The sequence below is a fragment of the Rhodopseudomonas infernalis genome (assembly GCF_022271405.1).
Taxonomy (GTDB): Bacteria; Pseudomonadota; Alphaproteobacteria; order Rhizobiales; family Xanthobacteraceae; genus Rhodopseudomonas; species Rhodopseudomonas infernalis.
Genome location: NZ_JAJNAL010000030.1, coordinates 47018 through 63996, shown reverse-complemented (window position 1 = coordinate 63996; position 16979 = coordinate 47018). Strand labels below are relative to the sequence as shown.

18 protein-coding genes and 1 tRNA gene are annotated in these 16979 nt (G+C 64.9%); 10 read left to right on the top strand and 9 right to left on the bottom strand.

Features of this window, described 5'->3' with window-relative positions; all coding sequences use genetic code 11:
- Nucleotides 1-338: 338 nt before the first annotated feature.
- The 7 genes from ugpB (at nt 339) to LPW26_RS18615 (ending at nt 5979) form a co-directional block, all read left to right on the top strand.
- On the top strand, nt 339-1664 hold the full coding sequence (ugpB, locus tag LPW26_RS18645; RefSeq protein WP_238737044.1) for a sn-glycerol-3-phosphate ABC transporter substrate-binding protein UgpB: 1326 nt from the start codon (nt 339-341) through the stop codon (nt 1662-1664).
- An 87-nt stretch (nt 1665-1751) separates the two neighbouring features.
- On the top strand, nt 1752-2147 hold the full coding sequence (locus LPW26_RS18640) for an endonuclease domain-containing protein (RefSeq protein ID WP_238737042.1): 396 nt from the start codon (nt 1752-1754) through the stop codon (nt 2145-2147).
- Between the two features lie 3 nt (nt 2148-2150).
- The gene (gene ugpA, locus LPW26_RS18635; protein WP_238737041.1) at nt 2151-3032 is read left to right on the top strand and encodes a sn-glycerol-3-phosphate ABC transporter permease UgpA; all 882 of its coding nucleotides are present in this window, start codon (nt 2151-2153) and stop codon (nt 3030-3032) included.
- The gene (gene ugpE, locus LPW26_RS18630; protein ID WP_238737040.1) at nt 3032-3880 is read left to right on the top strand and encodes a sn-glycerol-3-phosphate ABC transporter permease UgpE; all 849 of its coding nucleotides are present in this window, start codon (nt 3032-3034) and stop codon (nt 3878-3880) included. The genes ugpA and ugpE overlap by 1 nt, the downstream gene beginning before the upstream one ends.
- Before the next feature lie 108 nt (nt 3881-3988).
- The gene (locus tag LPW26_RS18625; protein WP_238737038.1) at nt 3989-5077 is read left to right on the top strand and encodes a sn-glycerol-3-phosphate import ATP-binding protein UgpC; all 1089 of its coding nucleotides are present in this window, start codon (nt 3989-3991) and stop codon (nt 5075-5077) included.
- Between the two features lie 144 nt (nt 5078-5221).
- The gene (locus LPW26_RS18620; protein WP_054163325.1) at nt 5222-5647 is read left to right on the top strand and encodes an Hsp20 family protein; all 426 of its coding nucleotides are present in this window, start codon (nt 5222-5224) and stop codon (nt 5645-5647) included.
- Between the two features lie 50 nt (nt 5648-5697).
- Nucleotides 5698-5979 carry a BQ00720 family protein gene (locus LPW26_RS18615; RefSeq protein ID WP_238737036.1) on the top strand — a complete coding sequence of 94 codons (282 nt, stop codon included), beginning with the start codon at nt 5698-5700 and terminating at the stop codon, nt 5977-5979.
- Between the two features lie 160 nt (nt 5980-6139).
- On the opposite strand, the gene ptsN is transcribed toward LPW26_RS18615, so the two are convergent.
- The 8 genes from ptsN to LPW26_RS18575 all read right to left on the bottom strand — a co-directional run bounded on the left by ptsN (nt 6140) and on the right by LPW26_RS18575 (nt 12884).
- The gene (gene ptsN / locus LPW26_RS18610; RefSeq protein ID WP_238737034.1) at nt 6140-6601 is read right to left on the bottom strand and encodes a PTS IIA-like nitrogen regulatory protein PtsN; all 462 of its coding nucleotides are present in this window, start codon (nt 6599-6601) and stop codon (nt 6140-6142) included.
- A 267-nt stretch (nt 6602-6868) separates the two neighbouring features.
- Entirely contained in the window at nt 6869-7477 is a 609-nt protein-coding gene (hpf, locus tag LPW26_RS18605) for a ribosome hibernation-promoting factor, HPF/YfiA family (protein WP_238737032.1), read from the bottom strand.
- A 53-nt stretch (nt 7478-7530) separates the two neighbouring features.
- Nucleotides 7531-9171 (bottom strand): RNA polymerase factor sigma-54, encoded by a 1641-nt coding sequence (gene rpoN / locus LPW26_RS18600; RefSeq protein WP_238737031.1) that lies wholly within the window; start codon nt 9169-9171, stop codon nt 7531-7533.
- Between the two features lie 167 nt (nt 9172-9338).
- The gene (gene lptB / locus LPW26_RS18595) at nt 9339-10295 is read right to left on the bottom strand and encodes an LPS export ABC transporter ATP-binding protein (RefSeq protein ID WP_238737030.1); all 957 of its coding nucleotides are present in this window, start codon (nt 10293-10295) and stop codon (nt 9339-9341) included.
- A 57-nt stretch (nt 10296-10352) separates the two neighbouring features.
- Nucleotides 10353-11021 (bottom strand): LptA/OstA family protein, encoded by a 669-nt coding sequence (locus tag LPW26_RS18590; protein WP_406677862.1) that lies wholly within the window; start codon nt 11019-11021, stop codon nt 10353-10355.
- Nucleotides 11018-11776 (bottom strand): LPS export ABC transporter periplasmic protein LptC, encoded by a 759-nt coding sequence (gene lptC, locus LPW26_RS18585; protein ID WP_238737029.1) that lies wholly within the window; start codon nt 11774-11776, stop codon nt 11018-11020. Before lptC ends, LPW26_RS18590 begins: the two co-directional genes overlap by 4 nt.
- A gap of 236 nt (nt 11777-12012) precedes the next feature.
- Entirely contained in the window at nt 12013-12627 is a 615-nt protein-coding gene (locus tag LPW26_RS18580; protein WP_238737028.1) for a ribonuclease D, read from the bottom strand.
- 172 nt (nt 12628-12799) lie between these two features.
- Nucleotides 12800-12884, bottom strand: a tRNA-Leu gene (locus tag LPW26_RS18575).
- 158 nt (nt 12885-13042) lie between these two features.
- Here LPW26_RS18575 and LPW26_RS18570 point away from each other — a divergent pair.
- Nucleotides 13043-14014 (top strand): complex I NDUFA9 subunit family protein, encoded by a 972-nt coding sequence (locus LPW26_RS18570; protein WP_238737026.1) that lies wholly within the window; start codon nt 13043-13045, stop codon nt 14012-14014.
- Nucleotides 14015-14060: 46 nt separating this feature from the next.
- On the opposite strand, the gene LPW26_RS18565 is transcribed toward LPW26_RS18570, so the two are convergent.
- The gene (locus tag LPW26_RS18565) at nt 14061-14867 is read right to left on the bottom strand and encodes an undecaprenyl-diphosphate phosphatase (protein WP_238737024.1); all 807 of its coding nucleotides are present in this window, start codon (nt 14865-14867) and stop codon (nt 14061-14063) included.
- A gap of 224 nt (nt 14868-15091) precedes the next feature.
- Between LPW26_RS18565 and LPW26_RS18560 the strand changes: the two genes are divergently transcribed.
- Together LPW26_RS18560 and queG are read left to right on the top strand one after the other, a co-directional pair.
- Nucleotides 15092-15784 (top strand): glutathione S-transferase family protein, encoded by a 693-nt coding sequence (locus LPW26_RS18560; RefSeq protein WP_238737023.1) that lies wholly within the window; start codon nt 15092-15094, stop codon nt 15782-15784.
- The gene (gene queG, locus LPW26_RS18555) at nt 15733-16938 is read left to right on the top strand and encodes a tRNA epoxyqueuosine(34) reductase QueG (RefSeq protein WP_238737021.1); all 1206 of its coding nucleotides are present in this window, start codon (nt 15733-15735) and stop codon (nt 16936-16938) included. Before LPW26_RS18560 ends, queG begins: the two co-directional genes overlap by 52 nt.
- Nucleotides 16939-16979 lie beyond the last annotated feature (41 nt).

Here is a 16979-nt window from a genome sequence, read left to right as displayed (position 1 = left end):
CCCCCGCCCCCCCCCCCCCCCCCCCCCCCCCCCCCCCCCCCCCCCCGCCGCCCCCCCGCCGGCCCCCCCCCCCCCCCCCCGCCGGGGGCGGCGGCGGCCCCCCCCCCCCCCCCCCCCCGCCCCGGCTGTTCGGCCGAGATCAACATCATCGCGGACCCCGATCGCGGATCCGCTGCCGGGTTCCTGCTGCGCCGCCGCAAGACGGCTTAGTTCTTTTTCCGTGCTTTGCACCCGGACCGCTTCCTCCTAACGATGGCGTCGCATATACGGTCATGTGACTGTCATCCGGCGCTGCTAACGCGCGCTCACGAAGATGACGCTCGTTCGGGAGGTCCTTGATGACGTTTCGCTCCTTCAGCCTGACGGCTCTCGCCGTATCCGTCGCCGGTACCTTGGCGCTCGCCTCGCCAGCGCAGGCGGCCACCGAGATTCAGTGGTGGCACGCCATGACCGGCGGCAACAACGACGTCGTCGTCAAGCTCGCGAACGACTTCAACGCCTCGCAGAGCGACTACAAGGTCGTCCCGACCTACAAGGGCGGCTATGCCGACACGATGAACGCCGGCATCGCGGCGTTCCGCGCCGGCAACGCGCCGCACATCATGCAGGTGTTCGAAGTCGGCACTGCCACCATGATGGCCGCCACCGGCGCGGTGAAGCCGGTCTACAAGCTGATGCAGGAAACCGGCGAACCGTTCGATCCGAACGCCTATCTGCCGGCGATCACCGGCTACTACTCGACCTCCAAGGGCGAGATGCTGTCGTTCCCCTTCAACTCGTCGTCGATGGTGATGTGGGTCAATCTCGACGCCCTGAAGAAGGCCAACATCACTGAGATCCCGAAGACCTGGCCCGAAGTGTTCGAGGATGCCAAGAAGCTGAAGGCCGCCGGCTACGCGACCTGCGGCTTCTCGACCGCCTGGGTGACTTGGGCGAACATCGAGCAGCTCTCGGCCTGGCACAATGTCCCGCTGGCGTCCAAGGCCAACGGCCTCGACGGCTTCGATACCAAGCTCGAATTCAACGGCACGCTGCAGGTCAAGCACCTCGAAAAACTGATCGAGCTGCAGAAGGACAAGACCTACGATTACTCCGGTCGCACCAACACCGGCGAAGGCCGCTTCACATCGGGCGAGTGCCCGCTGTTCCTGACCTCCTCGGGCTTTTTCGGCAACGTCAAGAACCAGGCCAAGTTCAACTGGACCAACGCGCCGATGCCGTACTACCCGGACGCCCCGGGCGCGCCACAGAATTCGATCATCGGCGGCGCCTCGCTGTGGGTGATGGGCGGCAAGACCCCGGACGAATACAAGGGCGTCGCCAAGTTCCTCGCCTTCCTGTCCGACACCGACCGCCAGGTCGCGATCCACAAGGCATCGGGCTATCTGCCGATTACCAAGGCGGCGTATGAGAAGGCCAAGGCCGAGGGCTTCTACAAGGATCAGCCCTATCTCGAGACACCGATCAAGGAACTGACCAACAAGCCCCCGACCGAGAACTCGCGCGGCCTGCGGCTCGGCAACATGGTGCAGCTGCGCGACGTCTGGGCCGAGGAAATCGAGCAGGCGCTGGCCGGCAAGAAGACCGCCAAGGAAGCCCTGGATGCTGCGGTGACGCGTGGCAACACCATGCTGCGGCAGTTTGAAAAGACGGCGGTGAAGTAGTTCTTTCCCCGCGTACGGCCTTCCCCCTCCCCCCGCCCTTGCGGCGGGGAGGGGTCGGGGGTGGGGGGGCCCCAGGCACGAACGCTGATGGCACGCACAGTCGACCACCGGATCCCACGCGCTCGGAGCCTCCGTCAAAATCCGACGGACGCCGAGCGGAAGCTGTGGCAACGACTGCGTCGCCCCGCATTCGGCGAGGCCCATTTTCGCCGACAGGCGACGATCGGCCCATACTTTGCGGACTTTGCCTGCCATGCCCTCCGCCTCGTCATTGAAATCGACGGCGGCCAGCACGATGGATCGGCCGCCGATGTCGTTCGAACGAACTATCTCAATACTGCGGGCTACCGCGTGCTGCGTTTCTGGAATAACGATGTCCTGCAGAACATCGAGGGCGTGATGCAGAGCATCGTAGACGCTGTGCGCGCGGCTCCCCCCACCCCCGACCCCTCCCCGCCGCAAGAGCGGGGGGAGGGGAGTTAGTCCATGCTCAAGCAGGCCGTCTTCCAGTCCAAATTCCTGCCCTATCTGCTGGTTCTGCCGCAGCTTGCGGTGGTGCTGGTGTTTTTCTATTGGCCGGCGCTGCAGGCGGTAATCCAGTCGTTCCTGCTGCAGGACGCGTTCGGGTTGTCGACCACCTTCGTGTGGTTCGAGAACTATCAGGAGCTGCTCAGCGACCCGGATTACTTCGCCGCCATCCTGCGCACCTTCGTGTTCTCGGTTCTGATCGCGCTGTCGTCGCTGTCGCTGGCGCTGCTGCTGGCGGTGATGGCGGACCGGCCGCTGCGCGGCTCGATGTTCTATCGCACGCTGCTGATCTGGCCCTATGCGGTGGCGCCGCCGGTGGTCGGCGTGCTGTGGGTGTTCATGCTCAACCCGTCGCTCGGCGTGATCGCGCACGCGCTGCGCAATCTTGGCGTCGACTGGAACCCGCTGCTCGACGGCAACCAGGCGGCGACGCTCATCATCCTGGCCGCGGCGTGGAAGCAGATCTCCTACAATTTCCTGTTCTTTCTCGCCGGCCTGCAGGCGATCCCTGCCAGCGTGATCGAGGCGGCGGCGATCGACGGCGCGCGGCCGATGCGGCGGTTCTGGACCATCATCTTCCCGCTGCTGTCGCCGACCATCTTCTTCCTGATCGTCGTCAACATCGTCTACGCGTTCTTCGACACCTTCGGCATCATCGACACCATGACCCGCGGCGGCCCCGCCAAGGCCACCGAAACGCTGGTCTACAAGGTCTACAGCGACGGCCTGCTGGGCGGCAATCTGGGCAGCTCGGCGGCGCAGTCGGTGATCCTGATGGGCATCGTCATCGCGCTCACCGCATTCCAGTTCCGCTTCGTCGAGCGCAAGGTGAACTACTGATGGTCGAGCACCGCCGCTTCGGAAATCTGCTGCCGCATCTGATGCTGTGGACCGGGGTGCTGATCGTGGCGTTTCCGGTCTACATCGCTTTCGTGGCCTCGACCCAGGACAACGCCACCATCGCCAACGGCCAGATGTCGCTGCTGCCGGGCGGGCATTTTCTCGACACCTACTACCAGACGCTGTTCGTCGGCACCTCGGGCACCACCCGCGAGCCGGTCGGCACCATGCTGTTCAACTCGTTCGTGATGGCGATGCTGATTGCGGTCGGCAAGATCGCGATCTCGCTGATCTCCGCCTATGCGATCGTGTATTTCCGGTTTCCGTTCCGGATGACGATCTTCTGGATCATCTTCATCACCCTGATGCTGCCGGTCGAGGTCCGGATCTACCCGACCTACAAGATCGTCGCCGACCTCAATCTGCTCGACAGCTATGCGGGCCTGACGCTGCCGCTGATTGCGTCTGCGACCGCGACGCTGCTGTTCCGGCAGTTCTTCATGACGGTGCCGGACGAACTGCTCGAAGCGTCGCGGATCGACGGCGCCGGGCCGTTCCGGTTCTTCTGGGATACGCTGCTGCCGCTGTCGCGCACCAACATGGCGGCGCTGTTCGTGATCCTGTTCATCCTCGGCTGGAATCAATATCTGTGGCCGCTGCTGATTACCACGCGCGACGACATGCAGACCATCCAGATCGGCATCCGCAAGATGATCGTGACGTCGGATGCGCTGACCGAGTGGCCGATCGTGATGGCGACCGCGGTGCTGGCGATGCTGCCGCCGGTCGCCGTAGTGGTGCTGATGCAGAAGCTGTTCGTGCGCGGACTGGTCGAGACGGAGAAGTGAAGATGGCGAGTAGCGAATGGCGAGTAGCGAATAGCCGAGCCGACGCCGATCCGTCCTTCCATTCGCCACTCGCTATTCGCCATTCGCTCTCGCGCGCGGAGCGCGCGCATGGCTGATGTCGTTCTCCGCAACGTGCGCAAGACCTATCCGGGCGGCTTCGAGGCCATCAAGGGTGTCGATTTCGCGGTCGGCGACGGTCAGTTCTGCGTGCTGGTCGGGCCAAGCGGCTGCGGCAAGTCCACGCTGCTGCGCATGGTCGCGGGGCTGGAGACGATCACGGCGGGCGAGATCGAGATCGGCGGCCGCGTCGTCAACAATGTCGAGCCGGCCGACCGCGACATCGCCATGGTGTTCCAGAACTACGCGCTGTATCCGCATATGAGCGTGTACAACAACATGGCCTATGGGCTGCGCAATCGCGGCATGCCCAAGCCGCAGATCGATGAACGGGTGCAGGAGGCGGCGCGGATCCTCGAACTCGGCAGCATGCTCCAGCGCAAGCCGCGGCAGCTGTCCGGCGGTCAGCGCCAGCGCGTCGCGATGGGCCGCGCGATCGTGCGCCAGCCCAAGGTGTTCCTGTTCGACGAGCCGCTGTCCAATCTCGACGCCAAGCTGCGGGTGGCGATGCGTGTCGAGATCCGCAAGCTGCAGCGCCGGCTCGCCACCACGGCGATCTACGTCACCCACGACCAGCTCGAGGCGATGACGCTGGCCGACATCCTGGTGGTGATGAACGCCGGTGCGGTCGAACAGATCGGCTCGCCGCTCGACGTCTACGCCAAGCCGGCTACCACTTTCGTGGCGTCCTTCATCGGTGCGCCGCCGATGAATCTGATCCCGATCGAGGGCGTGCGGGCGCAGGTCGGCGGTGCGGCCGAGGCCAGCATCCTCGGCGTCCGGCCGGAAGACCTGGTGATCTCCGCCGATCCCGCCCGCCCCGGCGGGCTGGCGCTCGACCTCACCGTCGAGGCGATCGAGCGGGTCGGTCCTGAGACCTTCGTGTACGGCAGCCGCGAGCGCCGCAACGACCTCGCGGCGATCAGCAACAAGCCGGGCGAATTGCCGCCCGACGAGGTGATCGTGCGAATTCCCGGTCAGGACGCGCCGCCGATCGGCGCCCAGATCGTTGCCACGGCTTTGCCTCAACAGCTGCACTGGTTCGGCGCCGACGGCCGGCGGATTGCCGCAGGGCCTTGAGCCGGCAAGGAAATTTCGTTGTTTCGGGTGGCTTGCACCGGTATCTTGCACTGCCCATATTGGTTTCGACCGGCCGGCACGATGCCGGACGGTCAGCGGGGTGCCGCAAGGACCCCCTCAAAGTCGCTTCGAGAGGACTTTGTGATGTCTCGTGTTCCTACGTTATCCAGTCCCTTTCTGCTGGGATTCGACGAGATCGAGCGTGCGCTCGACCGCGTCGTCAAGGGTGCCGACGGCTACCCGCCCTACAACATCGAGCGCTGCGAACGCAGCAGCGGGGATCCCGAAAAGCTCCGGATCACGCTCGCGGTCGCGGGTTTCACCCGTGATCAACTCGATGTGACGATTGAGGAAAATCAACTCGTCATCAGGGGTCGCCAGCAGGATGACAAAGCCCGGCAATACATCCATCGCGGCATCGCCGCGCGCCACTTCCAGCGCACCTTCGTGCTGGCGGAGGGGATGCAAGTGCTGGGTGCGGATCTGAAGAACGGGTTGTTGTCCATCGATCTGGTCAGGCCTGAGCCCGAGCGGGTGATTAAGACAATTGCCATCACCGAGCACGAATAATGGAACGAGTAGCGGACTCGACCGCTTAGTCTGACACAGGAGTCGAGACCATGACTGACTTGGGTACACACGAAGATTCGGCCACCCGCGAGAATGTCCACGTCACGCCGGAAGCGTTGGCGCATCTGGGCGAAGGCCACATCGCCTATGTGAAGCAGATCCGCTCCGAGGACGTGCCCGGCCTGTTCCCGCAGGCGCCGCAGATCGCGCCCGGCATCAAGCTGTTCGCGTTGCATTCGGCCGACGGCACGCCGATCATGCTGACCGACAGCCGCGAAGCCGCTGTGGCCAATGCCTGGAGCCAGGAGCTCCAAGCGGTGAGCGTGCACTGATCCCCTGAGCTACCAGGCAGACGCGGTGTCCGGAGACGGACCCCGCGTGACTGCGTTGATACACGTTGGCGATCAACGACCTGCGGCGATCAACGACCTGCGCGAACCTCGTTCGCTTATACAGATTCCAATTATTAATCGTCGAAATCTGCGGCAGCAGTTACGCAGCGGTTGCCGGCGGCAGCGCCAGCACCGAATAGATCGCTTGCGCGTCGCGCGAGGCGCGCAGCTTCTTGGCGACGTCCTGATCGCGCAGCAGGCGAGCGATCCGTGCCAGGGCCTTTAGGTGATCGGCTCCCGCGCCTTCCGGAGCCAGCAGCAGGAAGATCAGATCGACCGGCTGGCCGTCCATCGCCTCGAAGTCGATCGGCCGTTCGAGCCGTGCAAACAGGCCGAACAGTTTGTCCAGCTTCGGGAGCTTGCCGTGGGGGATGGCAACGCCGTAACCGACCGCGGTGGTGCCGAGCTTCTCGCGCTGCAGCAGAACCTCGAAGATCGCCCGCTCATTCTGCCCAGAAAGCTCCGCGGCACGCGCGGCGAGTTCCTGCAGGGCTTGCTTCTTACTGATGACCTTCAACGCCGGAATGACGGCCTCGGGCGCGACCAGATCGGTAATCGTCATACGGCGTTCCGAGGATGTGCTTTGCGGTCGTTGTGAAATAGGACAGGGGTAGTCTGCGTCAAGCTCGATCGAGAAGATCCACTCAGCCCTCTGAGCTCGAAAATCTTCATCAATTCATCGGCCTAGCTAATCTATCATCCCTGCCGGCGGTGGCAAAGTCGAAGCTTCCGGCACCGGCTCAGAAGGCGGCGGACCATAGGCAGAGCCGCCACCGGGCGTCAATGGCCGTCTCGTATGCAACACGGGACGGCCATCTCCCAACCACCGTCAGGCGGCAGCGTTCACGGTGGGCGGATCGATCCAACCGATATTTCCGTCGGCTCGACGATAGATGATGTTCACGCGCCCCGAGCCGCCATGCAGGAACACCATCACCGGCGCACCGGTCAGGTCGAGTTCCACCACCGCTTCGCTCACCGACAGCCGCTTCATCGACGTGGTGGCTTCGGCGATGATCACCGGGTTGTAAGCCTCCTCGTGATGCTCCTCGTCGCCAGGCGCTTCGATGACGTAGCTCGGGGCATCGACCGGCGGGGCGCCCAATTCGGCGATGGCGGCGGCCTCGGCATGCGCCTTGCGGGCCGAGCGATCCTTCAGCCGGCTCTTGTAGCGGCGCAGCCGCTTTTCGATCTGCAGCAGCGCCTGGTCGGCGCTCGCATAAGCGTCTGCCGCGTTCGACTCGGCTTCCAGCGTGATGCCGGAATCGAGGTGCAGCGCACAGTCGGTGCGGAATCCGAAGCCGTCTTTGCTCAGCGTGATGTGGCCCGAGTAGTTGCCGTCGAAATATTTGCGCAACACCTCTTCGGTGCGTTCGCTGACGCGGCCGCGCAGGGCTTCGCCGACGCTGATGCTTTTGCCGGAGACCCGGATGGTCATGGGATGCCTCGTTTGTCTTTGGGGTACTGACAGTAGTCCGAGCGGCGGCGTAATCAAGCCGGGGCGATGTCGCGGGAGCGATCCGCCGTCGACAGGGCCGAGCCGAGCACGCTCTGCTTGTCGCGGCGCCGTTGCACGGAGGAGGGAATGCGCATCGCCTCGCGATACTTCGCCACGGTGCGGCGCGCAATATCGATGCCTGCTGCGCGCAGCTTCTCGACGATGGTGTCGTCGGAGAGAATCCCCGATGGATCTTCGCCATCGATCAATTGCCGGATGTGATGACGCACCGCTTCGGCCGAATGAGCCTCGCCGCCGTCCGCGGACGCTATCGACGCGGTAAAGAAATACTTGAGCTCGAAAGTGCCGCGGTTGGTCGCCATGTACTTGTTGGCGGTGACGCGCGACACCGTCGATTCGTGCATCTGGATCGCGTCGGCGACGGCCTTCAGATTCAGCGGCCGCAGATGGGCAACGCCGAAGGTGAAGAAGCCGTCTTGTTGGCGCACGATCTCGGTCGCGACCTTCAGAATGGTGCGAGCCCGTTGGTCGAGGGCGCGTACCAGCCAGGTGGCATTCTGCAGGCAATCCGAGAAGTACGACTTGTCGCCGTCCTTGCGGATCGTCTTCGACAGCTCCGAGTAGTACGACTGATTGACCAACACCTTCGGCAGCGTGTCGCTGTTGAGTTCGACCAGCCAGCCGCCATCGGGGCCGGGCCGGACGAATACGTCCGGCACCACGGTCTGAACGCGCGATGTGCCGAACTTCAGGCCGGGCTTGGGGTCGAGATGCCGGATTTCGCCGATCATATCGGCGAGGTCCTCGTCGTCGACGCCGCAGATCTTGCGCAGGTTGGTGATGTCGCGTTTGGCGAGCAGGTCGAGATGCTCGATCAGCGCCTGCATGGCTGGATCGAAGCGGTCGAGTTCGCGCAGCTGTATCGCCAAACATTCCGCCAGCGAGCGCGCGCAGATGCCGGGCGGATCGAACGTTTGCAGCACGCCGACCACGGCTTCGACGTCGGCCTGCGTGGTGCCGAGCCGCTCGGCGGCGTCGCCGAGATCGGCCGGCAGATAGCCGGCGTCGTCGACGAGATCGATCAGGTACTGCCCGATCATGCGTTGCGACGGATTTGTCAGCGCGACCGCGAGTTGCTCGGACAGATGATCCGCCAGCGAGCTTTCGGCAGCAACGAAAGCTTCGAGATTATATCCCTCGTCACTGGACGCGCCGCCGCCCCATTCGGTGTAGGACGCGGGCGCGACGTCTTGCGCGGCGCGCGCCGCGGCCTCGGCCGGCTCCTCGGGGAAGACGTTCTCCATGCCGGTGTCGAGAGTCTGCTCGATGTCGCTGCGGCTGCCGAGATCGCGGTGCATCCAATCTTCGGTGCCCGGCTCGAACGAGTCGCCGCTTGCGAACTCTCCGCTTTCTAGATCGCCGCCGCCGCTGAACTCATCGCCGCCGAACTCACTGCCGCCGGCTTCGCCGCGCTCCATCGACGGTTCGCCCGCGACGGGCGCCTCGGGCGTATCGGTCGCGCGGTCCAGCAGAGGGTTCTTCTCGAGTTCGTCTTCGACGAAAGTCGCTAGATCCAGATTGGACAGTTGCAGCAGCTTGATCGCCTGCATCAACTGCGGCGTCATCACCAGCGACTGCGACTGTCGGAACTCGAGGCGTTGAGTAAGTGCCATGGCGGCAAGAACGATCCAAGTTGGTCCGTTTCTTGCTTACGCCTTTCCCAAGCTGATGTATACGCCTTGACGAATTGGAAATTTGGAGTAGGCGGCTCAGCCGGTTAGTTGGGCGGCGGGAGCAAGGGACCGGTAGCATGCCGCGTCGTCGCCCGGACTGCAACCGATTACAGGCGGAATTCCTCGCCAAGGTAAAGGCGGCGGACATCCGGGTTGTTGACGATCTCCTCTGGCGTGCCTTCGGTCAGGATTTCGCCCGCATAAACGATGTAGGCACGGTCGGTGAGACCAAGTGTCTCACGGACGTTATGGTCGGTAATTAGTACGCCAATACCGCGATTGGTGAGGTGGCGCACCAGATCCTGAATGTCGCCGACCGCGATCGGGTCGATGCCGGCGAACGGCTCGTCGAGCAGCATGTAGTTCGGCCGGCTCGCCAGTGCCCGCGCAATTTCGACGCGGCGACGTTCGCCGCCCGACAGCGCGATCGACGGCGACTTGCGCAATCGTTCGATGTTGAACTCCTGCAGCAGGTTGTCGAGCTCGGCCTCACGCTTGCGCTTGTCCGGCTCGACCGCCTCGAGCACCGCCATGATATTCTGCTCGACATTCAGGCCGCGAAAGATCGAGGCCTCCTGGGGCAGATAGCCGATGCCGAGCCGGGCGCGCTGATACATCGGCAGCTTGGTGACGTCGTGCCCGTCGAGCTCGATCGCACCGCGGTCTGCCTTGATCAGGCCGGTGATCATATAGAACACGGTGGTCTTGCCGGCACCGTTCGGACCAAGCAGGCCGACCGCTTCGCCGCGGCGGACATAGATGCTGACGCCGCGGACGATCTTGCGGGTGCCGAAGCTCTTCTCGATGCTGTGGACCGCCAGATAGCCGGCATGGGCCACGCGCTCCTGCATCGGCGCTGCCGACGGCCGGCGTTGCCGCTGCGGGGCGGGGGTGGGAGCCAGCGGCGCCTCCTGGCCGGCGGCACGATCAACCGGAGCGTCGCGGACCGGCGCAGTCAGCAACTCGCCAACTTCGGCCTGCAGGGCGGTGATATCCGGGCCAGGCCGAGCAACGCCCGGCCGCTTCGTGTCTCGCCGCCGGAACATGCCGAGAAGATCCACCATTCCGTCACCGATCAAGTTTCGCGGTTCGCCGTGCTGCGGGTCGGCGCCATCGCGCGATCATTTCTTCTGACCGGCTGCCGGAGCGCCGATGCCGAGCGGGTTGCCGGTGCTGCCATTGCCGGACGACTGAAACAAGCCCTGCACGCGGCCGGTGTTGGACTCGACCCGCGACACGCCGGTCGTCATGTCGACCAGCAGCCGATCGCCCCGGACCACGTTCTTGGCCTGGGTCAGCACCACATTGCCCAGCATCGTCACCAGATTGGTCTTGGTGTCGAACACTGCGCTGTCGCCGGTCACGACCTGGTCCTTCTGGGTGACGACCACATTGCCCTTGGCTTCGAGCCGGCGGATCGACGAGGTGCCGCCGGGGCCGGGCGTCGCCGCCGGCATCGCCTTGCGCTTGGCCTGCTTGGTCGGGCCGGCGTCGGGCGGGTCCTGATCATAGAACACCACGAGACTCTTGGAGGTCATGGTGGTGTCGCCCTGCACCACTTTGACGCTGCCCGCGAAGGTCGCCTCTTTTTTCTTGTCGCGGACTTCCAGCGTGTCGGATTCGATCTGGATCGGCTGGTCGCGGTTCTGCGAGAAGCCCTGCATGGCGTTCGGAACGCCCTGCACGGCGCTCTGCGCCGAGGCGCCGCTTCCCGTCGCGCCGGCCAGCAGCGCGGCGCCAGCAATCGCACACAGCATGCGGCGGGCGGGACGAGAACTGGCAGTGGTCATGGACGGGTCACTTCACGTTGGCGGGGAGCCGACTTGGCTTTCGCCGTCTGCTCCGCTCGCGGTGCGGGGGCGGTCGGCGGCTGCGCTTCGGCGTCTTCCGGAGCGGCCGGAAGGCTGGCATTGTCCAGGTTCATCACAACCCCGCCTTCGAATCGGATCACATCGCCTTTCTCGGTAAGCCGCAGCCGTTGGCCGCGCAACTTGCCGCCAAGCCATTTGACGTCGACCGGCTCGTCCGACGACACGTTGCCCTTGCCCATATCGATATCGGCCTGTGTCATCCAGGCTTCGCTGCCGGTCGAGGTGCGCAGATAGACGTCCTTCTGCAGGTTCAACATCTGCGCCTTGGTGTTGAATTTGCCGTCCCGGGCTTCGATCACCACCGTCGACTGATCGTCGTTGACCACCTTGGCCCGCAGGGTGTGCAGGTCGACGTGGTCGGCGCTGGTGAGATCCTGGGTCGCCGAGCGCGCCCACATCTCGTACGGGCGGCCGTCATTGGTGAAGCCGGCCAGATGCGGCGATTCCATCGTGATCTTGGTGCCGGAGACCACCAGGTCGCCGACGTCGAGCGGCAATTTTGCCAGCATGCGGAACGGGTTGAATACCGAGATGGCGAGGATCGCGGCGAGCGAGAGAGCCACCGCGAGCGGCACCGCCAGGCGCAGCGTCCGCACCAGCCGGCTGTGACGCGCCGCTGCCGCGAAGCGCGCCTCCATGCTGGTCCGATAGGTCGCCGTCTGAACTGATGCCACCGCCGCTCCCGCGCGAGGCCGGGACAGGCCTCAGCAGCCAGTCGCGCACCTTGCCGTTTCCAATCTTTGCTCCGGACAGGGAACCGGCCGGCAGCAATCCGACGCGGAGGAGCAACCCCAGATAGTCGCAATCAACGCGACAGGCGAGGGGACCCAGGAGCCGAGCCGATCACAAGCCCATCAGGACGACGAGTATGACCGAAACGGGGCGATTCCGCCCGTTAAATCACGCGAATCTAGGAATGCGCGAAGATGTCTTCCTCGCTCCAGCCCTCGAGGTCGAGACGGGAGCGATGCGGCAGGAACGCGAAGCAGGCCTGTGCCAGCTCGGTTCGGTTCTCGCGGGCCAGCATGACATCGAGCTTGTCGCGCAGCGCGTGCAGATGCAGCACGTCCGACGCCGCATAGGCGAGCTGGGCGTCGCTCAGCGTTTCGGCACCCCAGTCGCTCGACTGCTGCTGCTTCGACAGATCGACGTTCAGCAGCTCGCGGACCAGATCCTTGAGGCCGTGGCGATCGGTGTAGGTGCGCGACAGCCGGGAGGCGATCTTGGTGCAGTACACCGGCTGCGGCATCACGCCGAGCCCGTTGTAGAGAGCGGCGAGGTCGAACCGGGCGAAGTGGAAGATCTTCACGATGCCGGGGTCGGCCAGCAGCCGCTTCAGGTTCGGTGCGTCGCTGTGGCCGCGCGGGATCTGCACCACATCGGCGCTGCCGTCGCCGTTCGACAATTGTACCACGCACAGCCGGTCGCGATGCGGATGCAGCCCCATCGTCTCGGTGTCGATCGCCACAGAGGTGGTGTAGCGCGAAAGATCCGGCAGATCGCCGCGGTGCAGTCGAATGGTCATGGTCAGGCAAACCGTTGTTTGGGAAGACGAGGCCGACGCCTCGAAGCGCCGCTCAACCTAACGCTCGAGCCAGCAAGTGGCGAGCCATGCGGCCGAGATGCCGACATCAACGAGAGGAGGGCGGGAAGGGGCAGCCACAACAAGAAACAGCAAAGAGCTGCGGGCAGGGCAATGGTGCCCAGGAGAGGACTCGAACCTCCACGGTGTTACCCACTGGTACCTGAAACCAGCGCGTCTACCAATTCCGCCACCTGGGCCCGGGCGGGTTGATAGGGACCCGATACGGAAATGTCAAATTGCTTTGCGTTGCCAATTCCGCTGTACAGCGAAAGGTTGATGGCTTAACGCGAAACCGCCAGAATAAGGGCGATTGCCGGAGCTTTCCGGCGCGCCTTTCCGACCCAGGATGATCCGTATGCATTCCAATATCGACACCCTCGTCACGGTTTTCGGCGGTTCGGGCTTCATCGGCCGCCATGTGGTCAGCGCGCTGGCCCGGCGGGACTACCGAATCAGGGTGGCGGTGCGGCGTCCGGAGCTTGCCGGGCATCTGCAGCCGCTCGGCCGGGTCGGACAGATCCACGCCGTGCAGGCCAATCTGCGCTACCCCGAATCGGTGGCGGCGGCGATGCGTGGCGCGCACGTGGCGATCAATCTGGTCGGGATCCTGGCCGAGGGCGGCGCCCAGAAATTCGATGCGGTGCAGGCCGACGGCGCGGCGGCGATCGCCAACGCGGCTGCGGCGGTCGGCGCCCGGATGGTGCATGTCTCGGCGATCGGCGCCGATGCCAACTCAGCGGCGCGTTACGCCCGCTCCAAGGCGGCCGGCGAACAGGCCGTGCTGGCGGCCGTGCCGCAGGCCACGATCCTGCGGCCCTCGGTTGTGTTCGGGCCTGAAGATCAGTTCACCAATCGCTTCGCCACGCTGGCGCGGATTTCCCCGGTGCTGCCGCTGGTCGGCGCCGACACCAAGCTGCAGCCGGTCTATGTCGGCGATGTCGCGCGCGCGGTCGCCGAGGCGGTCGAGGGCCATGCCCGCCCGGGCGCGACCTACGAACTCGGCGGTCCCGAGCAGATGACGATGCGCGAGATCATCCAGCTGATTCTCGACACCGTCGATCGCAAGCGGTGGCTGCTGCCGCTGCCGTTCGGGCTCGCCAGCCTGCAGGCGGGCTTGCTGCAGTTTGCCCCCGGCGATTTCAAGCTGACGCCCGATCAGGTTTCGCTGCTGAAGGTGGACAACGTCGTGTCGGAAGCTGCCGTTAGCGCCGGGCTGACGCTGCAGGGCCTCGGCATCACGCCGGACTCGATGCAGGCGATCGTGCCGTCCTATCTCTGGCGCTTCCGCGCCACCGGTCAGTTCGCGCGCAAAAACGTCGGAGCGTGACATCGCCGCGCCGCCTGATGCGGCGATGCCGGCGATGCCGGGCCGATCAGCGGCCCATCGCCAGCGCGATCAGGCCGAGCGTGCCGACCACGACGCGCCACCAGGCGAACAGCTCGAAGCCGTGCCGGGTGACGTAGCCGAGGAACGTCTTCACCACGATCACCGCGGTGATGAACGACACCACGAAGCCGACCGCCACGATAGTGAGGTGATCGGTCGTCATCTCGCCGCGGTTCTTGTAGAAGTCGTACGCGAATGCCCCCACCATGGTGGGGATCGCCAGGAAGAACGAGAACTCCGCGGCCGAGCGCTTGTCGGCGCCGAACAGCATCGCCGCGACGATGCTGGCGCCCGAGCGTGACACGCCGGGGATCATCGCCATGCACTGGGCGCAGCCGATGTAGAAATACATCTTGATCGGAAACGCGGTGGCGTCGTGGTGCTGCGGGTTGAGGTCGAGCTGATCGACCCACAGCAGGATGGCGCCGCCGACGATCAGCGAGAAACACACCACCCAAGGATTGAACAGATAGGCCTTGATGTAGGAACCTGCCGCCGCGCCGATCACGGCGGCAGGCAGAAATGCCACCAAGACGCCGATGACGAAGCGCTGCGCGGCCGGGTCGGAAAACATCCCGAGCGCAATCCGCCACAATTTGGCGAAATAGATCGACAGGATCGCCAGGATCGCGCCGAGCTGGATCAGCACCGCGAAGCTTTTCCAGAACGCGTCCTCGCCGAGATTGAAGAAACGACCGACGAGCAGCAGATGGCCGGTCGAGGACACCGGCAGAAACTCGGTTACACCCTCGACGATGCCGAGAATGACAGCCCTGATGATATCGGAAAGCATGGGGGTAGTCCGCTGGAAGGGGGATCAGTCTCGGACAGGCGGAACCTTGTCGCGCATTCGGTAGCGGGCCGCAATGTCAAAAATGTGCCGGAGCTGCCTTGCCAAAAGCCGCCTTGCCAGCGCGCCGCACTTCAGTAGTTTGGCGCCGCCGCGGGCCGCGCCGCGATCACGACCGCCGATTGTCGGCCACAGTTTGTTAAGCCTGCGTAACTATCAAGGTCGCCATGTACACCCTGTTTCACCACCCGTTCTGCCCGCAATCCCGGTTCGTGCGGCTTGCGCTCGGTGAACACGGTCTGGACTTGCGGCTGGTTGAAGAGCGCCCGTGGGAGCGCCGAACCGCGTTCCTGGCGCTCAATCCGGCCGGTACGACGCCGGTGCTGATTGCCGAAGGGCAGCCGCCGGTTCCGGGCGCCGGCGTGATCGCCGAGTTTCTCGACGAGTCACATGGCGCAGGCTTCGGCGACCGGCGGCTGTTGCCGCAATCGATCGCCGAGCGGATCGAAGTGCGTCGGCTGCTGGACTGGTTCAACGACAAGTTCTTCGAGGAAGCCAGCGGCCCGCTGGTGACCGAGCGCATCTACAAGCGCTTCATGAGCGAAGAGGACGGCGGCGGCCCGCCGGCCATGGACGTGATCCGCGCCGCGACCGCCAACGTGCGCTATCATCTGGCCTATATCGGCTGGCTGGCGCGGACGCGGAACTTTCTCGCCGGCGACCGGATGACTTACGCCGACCTCGCCGCTGCGGCGCATTTGTCGGCGATCGATTATTTGGGCGACGTGCCATGGATCGAGGACGAAGCCGCCAAGGCCTGGTACGCGCGGATCAAGTCGCGGCCGTCATTCCGTCCGCTGCTGAGCGAGTGGCTGGCGGGGGTGCCGGCGTCGCGGACCTACGTGGATCTCGACTTCTGAACCGGGCCGGACCGGCGCCGGATTCGTCCGAAAATGCTTGCGGCAAACTGAAGGCAGAGCTGGCCGCGCAGGCGCTTGCGCTCGGCTTCGGATCGATCGGTGTCTGCGCACCGGATGCCATCCCCGAGGCGCTCGGACATCTGCGCGACTACCTCGCTGCTGATTATCATGGGCAGATGGCCTGGCTGGCAGACCGGCCGGAGCGGCGTGCCGATCCGCGGGTGATGTGGAGCGAGGTGCGCTCCGTGATCATGCTCGGCGTCAACTATGGTCCTACAACGGATCCGCTGGCGGTGGCGGGCAAGAGAGATCGCGGGGCGATCTCGGTCTATGCGCAGGGCGACGATTATCACGACGTCATCAAGGCGCGGCTGAAGCAACTGGCGCGCTGGCTGGTCGCCACTGCGGGCGGCGAGCTCAAGGTGTTCGTCGACACAGCGGCCGTGATGGAAAAACCGCTCGCTCATGCGGCCGGCGTCGGCTGGCAGGGCAAGCACAGCAATCTCGTGTCGCGCGAGTTCGGCTCCTGGCTGTTTCTCGGCGCGATCTTCACCACGCTGGAGCTGCCGCCCGACGCCGCCGAGCGCGATCATTGCGGCTCGTGTCGGAACTGTCTCGATGCCTGTCCGACCGCGGCGTTTCCGGCGCCGTACCGGCTCGATGCGCGGCGCTGCATCTCGTATCTGACCATCGAGCACAAAGGCCCGATCCCGCACGAATTCCGTCAACAACTTGGTAACCGTATTTACGGCTGCGACGATTGCCTCGCGGTGTGCCCGTGGAACAAGTTCGCGCAAGCGGGCCGCGAGGCGAAGCTGGCGTCTCGCGACGGACTGCGGGCGCGGCCGCTGGCCGAACTGGTCCGGCTCGACGATTCGGCGTTTCGGGCGCTGTTCACCAAGTCCCCGGTCAAGCGCATCGGCCGCGACCGCTTCGTCCGCAACGTGCTGATCGCGATCGGCAATTCGGGGGATGCAGGTCTCGCTCAGGATGCGGAGCGGCTGCTCGGCGACGCCGATCCGGCGGTGCGCGGCGCGGCGGTGTGGGCGCTGGGGCGGTTAGTTGCGCACGATCAGTTCGCGGCGCTGCGCGAACGGCATCTCGGCGACGAGGTCGATGAGAGTGTGCGGGCGGAGTGGGGCCTGACGAGCTAGCGCGCTGAAGCGCATGACGCTGCGCCACTGTCAGCCGTCAT